The organism is Brevundimonas sp., from assembly GCF_036399195.1.
In the GTDB taxonomy this organism is placed as follows: domain Bacteria; phylum Pseudomonadota; class Alphaproteobacteria; order Caulobacterales; family Caulobacteraceae; genus Brevundimonas.
Genome location: NZ_DASWNO010000012.1, coordinates 1 through 10000 on the forward strand (window position 1 = coordinate 1; position 10000 = coordinate 10000).

The 10000-nt window shown below is 67.8% G+C and carries 10 protein-coding genes; 4 read left to right on the plus strand and 6 right to left on the minus strand.

Going from position 1 to position 10000, the window contains the following annotated elements:
* A partial coding sequence (locus tag VGB60_RS00800) for a PhoH family protein (RefSeq protein WP_331036393.1) occupies positions 1 to 500 on the minus strand: 500 nt, incomplete at its 3' end.
* A 299-nt stretch (positions 501 to 799) separates the two neighbouring features.
* Here VGB60_RS00800 and VGB60_RS00805 point away from each other — a divergent pair.
* Complete coding sequence (locus VGB60_RS00805) at positions 800 to 1333, plus strand: gamma carbonic anhydrase family protein (protein WP_331036394.1); 534 nt, start codon at positions 800 to 802, stop codon at positions 1331 to 1333.
* Here VGB60_RS00805 and VGB60_RS00810 read toward each other — a convergent pair.
* Positions 1330 to 1869: a PAS domain-containing protein gene (locus tag VGB60_RS00810; RefSeq protein WP_331036395.1), complete on the minus strand. Its 540-nt coding sequence runs from the start codon at positions 1867 to 1869 to the stop codon at positions 1330 to 1332. The genes VGB60_RS00805 and VGB60_RS00810 overlap by 4 nt on opposite strands.
* 142 nt (positions 1870 to 2011) lie before the next feature.
* On the opposite strand from VGB60_RS00810, the gene VGB60_RS00815 reads away from it, so the two are divergent.
* Positions 2012 to 2896 (plus strand): hypothetical protein, encoded by an 885-nt coding sequence (locus VGB60_RS00815; protein WP_331036396.1) that lies wholly within the window; start codon positions 2012 to 2014, stop codon positions 2894 to 2896.
* 128 nt (positions 2897 to 3024) lie between these two features.
* On the opposite strand, the gene VGB60_RS00820 is transcribed toward VGB60_RS00815, so the two are convergent.
* The 4 genes from VGB60_RS00820 to hfaA form a co-directional block, all read right to left on the minus strand.
* A complete protein-coding gene (locus VGB60_RS00820) occupies positions 3025 to 5874 on the minus strand; it encodes a M16 family metallopeptidase (protein WP_331036397.1) in 2850 nt (949 codons plus the stop codon).
* A gap of 133 nt (positions 5875 to 6007) precedes the next feature.
* A complete protein-coding gene (hfaD, locus tag VGB60_RS00825) occupies positions 6008 to 7264 on the minus strand; it encodes a holdfast anchor protein HfaD (RefSeq protein WP_331036398.1) in 1257 nt (418 codons plus the stop codon).
* Complete coding sequence (gene hfaB / locus VGB60_RS00830; protein ID WP_331036399.1) at positions 7191 to 8204, minus strand: holdfast anchoring protein HfaB; 1014 nt, start codon at positions 8202 to 8204, stop codon at positions 7191 to 7193. Before hfaB ends, hfaD begins: the two co-directional genes overlap by 74 nt.
* Complete coding sequence (gene hfaA, locus VGB60_RS00835) at positions 8201 to 8641, minus strand: holdfast anchoring protein HfaA (protein WP_331036400.1); 441 nt, start codon at positions 8639 to 8641, stop codon at positions 8201 to 8203. The genes hfaB and hfaA overlap by 4 nt, the downstream gene beginning before the upstream one ends.
* Positions 8642 to 8838: 197 nt before the next feature.
* Here hfaA and VGB60_RS00840 point away from each other — a divergent pair, with 197 nt between their 5' ends.
* Both VGB60_RS00840 and VGB60_RS00845 read left to right on the plus strand, forming a co-directional pair.
* The gene (locus VGB60_RS00840; protein WP_331036401.1) at positions 8839 to 9459 is read left to right on the plus strand and encodes a rhomboid family intramembrane serine protease; all 621 of its coding nucleotides are present in this window, start codon (positions 8839 to 8841) and stop codon (positions 9457 to 9459) included.
* Between the two features lie 48 nt (positions 9460 to 9507).
* The gene (locus VGB60_RS00845) at positions 9508 to 9936 is read left to right on the plus strand and encodes a CBS domain-containing protein (protein ID WP_331036402.1); all 429 of its coding nucleotides are present in this window, start codon (positions 9508 to 9510) and stop codon (positions 9934 to 9936) included.
* Positions 9937 to 10000: the final 64 nt, after the last annotated feature.

The window sequence follows — 10000 nt, forward strand, 5'->3', positions numbered from 1 at the left end:
GCGATCTCGATCAGCCCCTCGGCCATCAGCGCCTTGACCCGCTTCATGCTCAGCCGGTCGGACAGGGCGTCGTAGAGCGGCCGCAGATAGGGGGCCAGCTTGTCCTCCATGTCGCCGGGCAGGAAGCCGATCGATTCCCCCGCCTCGACAGCCGGTCGCGACAGCACGATCCGTCCGATCTTTCCCGCCTCCAGCGCCTCGACAGCCTTCGCCACGGCGAGATAGGTCTTGCCCGTGCCCGCAGGGCCCAGGGCGAGGACGAGGTTGTGATTGTCGATGGCCGTCATCAGCTCGGCCTGCCCCTCCGACTTGGGCTTCAGTGTCTTCAGATAGGCCTGCTCACGATCGTCGTTGGACGGATACGGCGACCACGCGCCGTGCCCGGCGTGCGTCGGGAGCCGGCGGACCTTGGAGTCCTCCATGAACTGGCGGGAATCGAGAACGCCGTGATCACGGACGCTGTCGCGGGTCTGACGCTTGATGGCCGCACGCTTGGTCATGGACGCCTCCAGGGCATGAAAAAAGGCGACGCCGGAAAAGCATCGCCTCGAACGATCGTGTGAAGGAGAGAAGAGGATGCGACGCACCCGCCCGGGTCGGAGGAAGATCTGACTTCCAGCGGAACCAGCCGCCGAACCGAACGCGTCACGCACGCCACCCGAGGTCTGACCGGACCGGGCTTGATCCGGCTTCCGATCCGAGGGCGAAATGAGCCCTCGAATCGCATCTACAGAATGATGCTAGCGTGGTTTACGAAGGCTTAAAGCCAAGAAACGGCTCAAGATAAGGTAATGTTTTCATGACGATTTATGCGTTGGCTGACAAGAAACCGCAGTGTCCGCCCGAGGGCGAATACTGGGTGGCTCCAAACGCGACAGTCGCAGGAGACGTGATTCTGAAGCCGGGCGCCAGCGTGTGGTTCGGGGCGGTGGTGCGGGGCGACAACGACCCGATCACCATCGGTCGCGACACCAACATCCAGGACGGCAGCGTGCTGCATTCCGATCCGGGCGAGCCGCTGACCATCGGCGACGGCGTCACCGTCGGCCACATGGTGATGCTGCACAGCTGCGAGATCGGCGACAACAGCCTGATCGGCATCGGCGCGGTGGTTCTGGGACGGGCGAAGATCGGAAAGAACTGCCTGATCGGCGCCAACACCCTGATCACCGAAGGCAAGGTGATCCCGGACGGGTCGCTGGTGATGGGGCAGCCGGGCAGGGTGGTGCGAATGCTGGAGCCGGGGCAGATCGAGGCCCTGAAGGCGTCAGCCGCGCATTATGTGCAGAACTGGCGGCGCTACGCGACCGAACTGAAGCCCGTCGAAAGTTAGGCCAGACGCCTCCCGCCGACCGCCGCGAGGCTGAGCGACGCACGGGCGGGGGGGCCTGCGCCGACCGACAGGCGCGCCGTCAAACGTCGGGACTCGTCGCGGGTGAGCGCGAGGGTCTCCGACGGGGCGTAGAGGCCGAGGATGCGGTCCGGCTCGCCCGAAGGCCCGCGCAGGGGCGCGAAGACCACCTCAATGGGCGACCCGGCGGCGCCGACTGTCGCGACAACGACAACGGGCCGGGCCTCGCGCACCGTCTGGGTGACCGCTGTGCTGACCAAGGCGCGCGACGCGGCCGTCCACAAGGAGAACAGCGGAACGTCCTTGAGCGGTTCTCCGTGAAAGGCCTCGATCCAGCCGCCCGCCAGACGGAGGCACGGCGCGTCTCCCAGGCGATCAGCGAGAAGGGTGCGAGGAAGGCGCAAGCCCAGCATTTGGGGTTCCAGCGCCGTTCGGGCCGGAATCCCGCCCCGCGCGTCCGGCCTTTGAGACAGTCCGGTCCAGTGGTCGATCAGGAACTGCGTATCAGGTTGAAACATCGATCTCGCCTTTCGACGAGGGGTCGCAAGAGCCGCGCCGCGCGAAAGCAACGGAATTGAAAGGCTTGCTGGTGTTTGATGCCTGTCGGAGCGGCCTGCGTCTTGCAGGACCGACGCAAGTATTCACCTGGAGGGTCGGCCCATGAGGGTGCGGATCAAGACCTGGCTGCCGGCTGTCGCGGGTTTCGGCGCGTTGATGGCTTTCGCTGAACCTGCCTCGGCGCAGTGCGGACCTGTGTGCCCGCCACCGCCGCCGCCGTGCTGCGAGCCCCCGCCGCCGCCACCCCCTCCGCCTCCGCCTCCCTGCTGCGAGGCCCCTCCGCCTCCGCCCTGCTGCGGCGGCGGCGGCAATCTGAACGTCAACGTCAACGTCAATGCGAACGCGAACGCCAATGCGAACGCCAACGCCAACGCTCGGGGCGCACTGAACGCCCGTGCGGGCGGCAACGTCTTCGTCGGCGGTGGCGGTTCGGCCTATGTCACGGTCGACCAGCCCTATCCGACCAGCATTAGCGGCTTGAACGTCGAGGGCGCCTTGGTTCGCAAGGTCATCCGCGTTCCCTACGAAGCGCGCCGTCGGTGGGAGAAGCGGGTCGTCATCCGCGCCTTCTGCATCGACGACCGCAACGTTCCGCACCCGGCCTCGCAGGTGCGCCCCGACCGGGAGGTCGACGGCGACTATGAGGGCGAACTGTACCGTTGCCTCGCCGGCACCTGGCTGCAGGTCACCTGGGCCGAATACCAAGGCCAAAGCGACTTCGGACAAGGCGAGACCATGGAGTGCCGCAAGGGCGAGGCCCTGTGGCATGGCCGCGGCGGCTCGGTTGAGTGCAAGCGTCAGCGGCAGGAGCGGGACTGCAACGAGCGTTCGCTGCTGCGCCGCTACGGCGCGGGCGTGAAAATCCTGACCTGGGTCCGCGAGGAGACCTACACCGAGTACCGCGAGGAAGTGATCGAGGAGTCCGGCATGGCCGTCAGCGGCGCCATGATCACCCTCGACGGCGGCGTCGGCGGCCGGGTTTTCTGACGCCAGTCTGAACACCGACGTTCAGCCGCCTGTCAGGTGCGACCGGATACAAGCGGACCGTCGGCGACGTCGACAAATCCTGAGAAGCGAACTGGCCCCGATCCGCAAGGACCGGGGCCTTTTTTCGTCTACTGGGCGGCGGGAGTCGCCGACACCACCTGGATCCGGACGGCCTTGTCGTCGGCCAGGTACTTCTGGGCCAGCCGCTGGATGTCCGCGGGGGTAACGGCTTCCAGCACCGCGATGTGGTTCTGGATTTGCTGCACGTCCGACGGCCGTTCAGCCACGTCCGCCAGCTGGCCGAGCCAGTATTCGTTGGTCGCCTGGCTGAGGCGCAGCCGCTCGATGGTGGGAAGGCGGGCGCGGTTCAGCTCGTCCGCTTCCGGCGGTGCGTTGCGCAGCGACGCGGCGATGGCGTCCACGGCCGTGTAGAAGGCCGGGATCGTGGCGCGGGCGGTCTCGCCTTGAACGAGCATCAGGCCGTAGTCCGGGAACACGTCCGACGCCTGTGAGGACACGCCGGGCGAGTAGGCCAAGGCCTGCTTCTCGCGGATTTCCTCCAGTACGCGCAGCCGCAAGACCTGGCTGAGCAGCGAGACTTGCCGCGCCTCGGTGCGGTCGCCGACGGCGTCCGTGGTCGGCCAGGCGACGAGCGCCAACGCCTGCTCGGCCGGGCCGGTGTGGGTCAGCTCGATCGGCTGACCGGTCGGAGCGGGGAATCGCTTCTGATCCGCGCCCGGGGCCGGCTCGGCGCGAGGCGGTCGGGCCGGAAGCGCGCCGAAGGTCGACGCCACCGAGGCGATGGCGTCATCCACCGTCACGTCGCCGACCATGGTGACATGGATAGGGCCGCTCGAGAGGCCGCGGGTGATCTCGGCCTTCAAGTCATCATTGGTCCAGCCGGCGACGACGTCGGGCGAGGGCAGGGCGTCGCGAGCGTCTCCGCTGCTCAGCAGGGCTCCGCCCTGCACGGCGAACGCCCCGCCGGGGGTGGCGCGGGCCTGCTCCAGCTGCTGCGCATAGGCGGACTTCAGCAGCTGGAACGGCGCCGGGCGCAGACCCGGATCGGTCAGATAGGCGGCCAGCACCTGCATCTGCAGCGACAGGTCAGCCGGGCGGGTGCCGCCGCTCAGCGTATAGCGGTCATTGCCCGCGCTGAAGCCGGCGGAATAGACGCGGCCGTTGAGGACTCGGCTCAACTCGTCGACGTTGAGCCGGCCCAGACCGCCGGCGGCGAAGACATTGGCTCCGAGGCCGGTGACCGTCGGACGATCGACCGGCTGGCCCAATTCGCCGATGCCGGTGTCGACCCGGACGAGAATCTGTTCGTCGCGGAATTCGGTCGGTTTGACGGTCAGGGTCACGCCGTTTTCGAAGGTCACGACGGTGGCGCCCAGTTCGGCGATCTCACGGCGCTCGCGAACGGCGCCCGGGGAGCCGAAGGACTCATACGGCCACTCGAGTTGAGCCTGAACGGCCGGGGCCGCAACCGGCGCCTGCCGCGAGGCCTCAAGCGCGGCGGTGACAGCGGCTTCGCCGCCTTCGATTTCGACCGGGGTGACCACGAGGGCGAGCGGCCCTTGGCCCTGGAAGACCTGGGGCAGGGTCTCGTTGACCCGGGCGGCGGTCAGGCCTTCGACCGAGGCGTTGAACAGGTCGAGGCTGGTCTGCGGCGTGTTGAACACCGTGCGAGCGTTGACCGATCCGGCGATGGCGTTCGCCAGCTGCGGGGTGCGGCGCGTCGCGGCCCCGGCGACCGCGTTCTCCAGCGCCGTGCGGGTGGCGGTGATCTCGCGCTGGAGCTCGGCGTCCGAGATGCCGTGCTGAACGATTCGGCGCTGCTCCTGTTCGATCGCCTCGAGGGCCCGCTTCCATTCACCAACGTTGTAGGTGGCCGAAACCGAGGCGGCGGTGAAGCTGTCGGCCAGCTCCGATTCGGCGCTGCCGGCGCTCAGGAAGGGCGGGTTGTCGCTACGGGCGAGTTCGCCGAGACGGCGGTTCAGGACCGCCAGGCCGAGGCGACGATAGAGGTTGTCGCGCCGCTCGGCGACGCTGTCGGGATCGCGGTCGGGCGCCCGGATGAAGCCGAGCTCAATGGACGACTGGATGCCCGGTTCGACCAGGATGCGGGTCTCGGGACCGCGCGGCGCGACGCTTCCAAGGTCTGGTTCCGGCCCGGCGGGACCCTTTCCTTCCCAGCTTCCGAAGGCCGCGCGGATCTTGGCCTCCATCTCGGCGACGTCAAAGTCGCCGACGGCGACGAAGGTGGCGCGTTCCGGCCGGTAGTAGGACCGGTAGAATTCCTCGAACCGTTCGCGCGGCGCTGTGCGGATGATCTCGAGGTCGCCGATCGGGAGCCGCTCAGAAATCCGCTGGCCGGGCGCATACAGGCCCAGCTGAGCCTTGATCGATCGCAGGCCCGGGGTGTTGCGCAGGCGTTCCTCGCCCACGATCACGTTGCGCTCGGCTTCGACCGCGTCGGCGGCCATCAGGGCCTCCGACACCTGCTCGCGCATGATCCGCAGCGAGTCGTCCACGGTGCCTTCGTCGGCGTTCGGCAGCTCGAGGATGTAAACCGTCTCGTCGAAGCCGGTGTAGGCGTTGGTGTCGGCGCCGAAGGCGAGGCCGCGCCGCTCGAGGATGCGTAGCAGCTCGTTCTCAGGGATGTTGGTGGTGCCGTTGAAGGCCATGTGCTCCATGAAGTGGGCCAGGCCGAGCTGCTGCTCGTTCTCCATCAGCGAGCCGGCGTCGATCCGCAGGCGGAAGCTGGCCTGCGACGGCGGGGTGGTGTTGCGAAGGATGGCGTACTGCATGCCGTTCGGCAGGACGCCGAAGCGGACGGTGGAGTCGGCCGGGATGTCGCTGGCGGCGTGGGTCCAGGGATCGGATGGTTGAACCTGCGCCAAGGCCGGGGCCGCGGCGACGAGGACGGTGGCGGAGGCCGCGGCAAGCAGCATCAGACGGCGTGCGGAGATCATTCTGGCTTCTTTTCCGATGGGCGCGATCGCTCCCGGAATGGGGCCGCGCCGGACACAGGGGGCCGTCCAGACATAGACTGGAACGACAAGTGTCACACTGCGGTAATCGGCCGAAGCCTCAAGTTACCGAAGATTAATGTGTCGGTCGCGAGACGTAGAAGCTGGCCGAGTTGCCGACCGCCGTGGCCCCGGTGATGACCGCGCGGCCCGAGCCGGCCACGGTCGTGTTGGCCACGGCCGACACGTCGCCCGAATTGGTCTGGCTGCTGCGCGCCTCGACATAGCCGGGACAATCGGCGCAGGCGTAGCCGGTGACGCTGTTGCCGACCGCTTCGGCGCCGACGTAGGCGTCGTAGCCGTTGGTCCCGGAGAAGGTCGCGCTGACGTCGACGCCGCCCGCGTTGAACTGGGTGTTGTCGATCTCGACGTAGATGTCGTTGTTGCCGACCGACAGCTCGTTGGCGACGCCGCGGGCGGTCGCTTCGGCCCGTCCGAAATCAAAGGCCGTGGTCAGCGCGGACGACCGAACGAAGCTGGTGTTGCTCTGGTCCGACGCAGTCACGACCGAGCCGCCCTGATTGTAGAGCACCGTCTGGTTGGCCGCGGCGCGGGCGCGGGCGGCGAGATCCCAGGCGTTACCCGCGTTGGAACTGGCTTCGGCCTCGATGAAATCGCCCGTTGAGCGTTGAACGATCGAGAGGTTCTGGCCCGACGTCTGCACGCTGTTGACCGCGACGGCGTTGGCGACCGCTTCGCTCCGGGTCTCCCCCGGCGCCGGGATGTACTGGCTCTGGATCCGGCTGAACGAGCGGACGACGGCCGCGTTCGCCTGGTCGATGTTCCCCTGGATGACGGAGCCCTCGCCGTAGGCGGCGACGGTGTTTGAGATGGCCGAGGCGTTCACGTTGGCGCCGCCGTGCAGGCGCGCGCTGCTGTCGCCGACTTCGGAGGTGGCGCTGACGAGGGAGCCGGTGTTCGTCTGGGTCGCGTCGAGCGTCACGTCGGCGTTGTACCCGCTGACGCCGAGGTAGTTGCCTCCGGCCTGCGTGGTGACGTTGACCACGCCATAGGTGTCGCCGCCCAAAGTCAGGTCGGAGCGCGCCACGGAGTCGCCGCGCATGTCCTGGCGTGACTCGACAACCGCCGAGCCGTTCTCGACCGAGCCTGAGGCGGAGTTGCCCTGGGCCGAGGTCTCGACCGTGACCTGTTCCTGTGCATCGACCACGTTCAGCGTCTGCCCGGCGAAGACGTCGCCGAGCTGCAGCTGTTCGTTCAGGACGATCGCCCCCTCCTGCGGAGGGGTCTGGGCCGCGGCCTCAGTAGCGGCTGCGGCGCACAGCGCCGTCGCGGCGATCGTGCCAGCGACCCGGATCAGCGCGAGTTTCGCCATTGTTCGTGTCCGTGTTGGGGTAAGCGGGATAATAGCCGCCCGTGGGGCCGACCGTGCCCAGCGGGTCGGGACCGGCGCCGAGACAGACTTCCGGGCCGGGAGCGCCGTACAGATTGGCCATGAACTCGACCGTGGCGCGCTCGATCAACGCACGCACCGCCAGCTGGACCGGCTCGAGCCCGCCTTCGCCGGCCGAGATGTCGAAGACGTTGCCGTTCAGGAAGTCGAACACGCCGGCCGAGATCTCGCGGCCGATGATCTGCTTCTGGTAGGAGATGACGTCGACCACCTCCAGCGTGGTGGTCTGGACCAGCCGCAGGTCGATGGCGATGTTCATCACATAGGACTTGCCGGCGAACGCCACGGACAGCGGCGTGTTGCTGGTGGCCTCTCCGCCCGCGGCGTCGAAGCCGCCCGACCGGATGTTGTAGTTCACCTCGGTGATGCCGCCGACGATGTAGAAGTCGGAGCCGGGCACCTGACCCGCGAGGATGCGGCGGAACTGGGTGTCGCCGGGTCCGGCCGGACCCTCGTCGCCGATCAGGCGGTTGTTGGCGTAGCGCAGCTCCATCTCGGAGACTGAGGTGTCGTAGCGTTCGACGATGTGGGCGCCGGACTTGGCCAGGGCCGTCATGGTCATCAGCGAGGCGCCGCCGGTGATCTGGCGTCCGCCGTCGGCCGAGACCGTGCCGGTGTAGTCGCTGATCCGGGCGACCGCGATGCGCGGCGACGGCAGGCTGTAGCGCCGGGCGTAATCCGCCATGCAGTACAGGGCTGCGGAGTAGGGGGTCGGGTTCGCCGTCACCGGCGCATTGCCGATCGGGGTCGCATACGTCCCGTTAGGACCGGCAGCGGCCGAGATACAGCCGCTGAGAAGAGCCGCCGCGGCGCAAGCGACGCCTGCGAACCGGACGCGCCGTGAGATGGAGCCTGCGCTCATGGGAGCCTCGGAGGAGTGTTCAGGTTGGTCCCAGCGTTGATGGCGCCGTTATTCACCTGACTGGAGTTGACGATGACCGTGTTGTGGTTGCCCTGAACCACGACGTTCAGATTGTTGCCGATGGCCGTCGAGCCGCCGATGGTCGTTCCGCTCCCGGCGCCCGCGCCGGAGAAGCTGGAAGACACGCCGCCAGTGGCGCTGGAGTAGGAACTCGCCCCCGACTGGATGACGCCGTTGACGATCAAGCGGTTGCCGTCGGCGTCTCGGGTCGAGCCGGACTGCGGTCGCGCCGTCGCGTAACGCGAGGCTCCGTAGCCGGCCTGATATTGGCCCAGGCTGGAAGAGCCTGCCGATTGCGCGGCGGCGATCTCCGGGACCGCGGCAGCGGCGATGGCCAGCGTCAGGGCGGCTGGAATGGAACTTGTCCGCACAGGCATGGAGCGGCACCTCTCAAGCAACAGGACAGCGGACCGAAACTGATCCTTTCTCCCACTCTGGGTCATGGTTATTAAGAACCGCTTGCTATCGCCGCATTCGACAACCGATTGGTTTGTCTTTGTGATTCCCCGGAGTCTTCGCCCTGAGCGCGCAACCGTCCGAACGCCTGTTCAACGCGCCCGCGCTGGTGGTCGTGGTGAGCGCCTCGATGCCGGTGCTGTACTGGCTGCAGACGGGCCTGCCGGACAACGGATTTGGTCTCGCCTTTCGGCCGTCGTCGTTGTGGGACGGCCAGTGGTGGCCTGGGCTGCTGACTTCGATGCTTGTGCACGGCAACTGGGCGCATGTGGCGATGAACGCCGTCTCTGCGCTGGCCTTCGCAGCGCCGGTGGCGAGGCTGATGCCCGGCGCGCGGGGCGTGGTCGGGTTTCTCGCCTTCTATATAGCGTGCGGGCTGCTGGCGGCCGTCGGCTTCGCACTTGTCCACCCGACCAGCAATGACGCACTTGTCGGGGCGTCGGGCGCGGTCTTCGGCCTGATGGGCGCCGCGCTGCGTCTGCTGGGCCGCCGCAGCGGCCGGCTCAGGTCGTTGACGGACAAGCGTTTCCTCACGCCGGCCGCCGCCATCATGGCCGTCAATGCAGGCATCGGCCTGATCGGCTTCGCGCCGGGAGCGGAGGGCGCCCGGGTCGCCTGGGAGGCGCATGCCTTCGGCTTCATCGCCGGCGCCTTGCTGATCGGGCCGTGGTCGACCGTCTTCAAGCCGCGTCCGGAAGCATTTGATTCGCCGCCCGATCTGCGCGACCCTGAAGTCTGAAAGCGGTCCGCCCGCGGCCGCCCTCTATATAGAGACGCAGGAGCCGCCATGCTGGTCGCCGAAATTCTCAAGGACAAGGGCGACGCCGTCTATGTGATCCGCCCCGACGCAACGTTGGGCGACGCTTGCGGCCAGCTCGACGCGAAACGCGTTGGAGCGCTGATCGTCTGCGACGAAGACCGGGTGGTCGGCGTGCTGTCGGAGCGCGACGTGGTCCGGGCCCTGGCGCAGGACGGCAAGGCCGCGCTGGACAAGCCGGTCTCCGAGGTCATGACCGCCGATGTCGTCTTCGCGGCGCCGGCCGAGACCGTGGCGATTCTGATGGGACGGATGACCGACCGGAGAATCCGGCATCTGCCGGTGCTGCGCGAAGGTCGGCTCTCGGGAGTGATCTCGATCGGCGACGTGGTCAAATGCCAGATCGCGGAGGCGACGCAGGAAGCCGAATCCCTGCGCACCTATATAGCGGCGGGCTGACGGGCCGTCTCGATCCCCCAGCGGCGCCGCCGCACATCGTCCGGCGAGCGTGACTCCGCGAGAT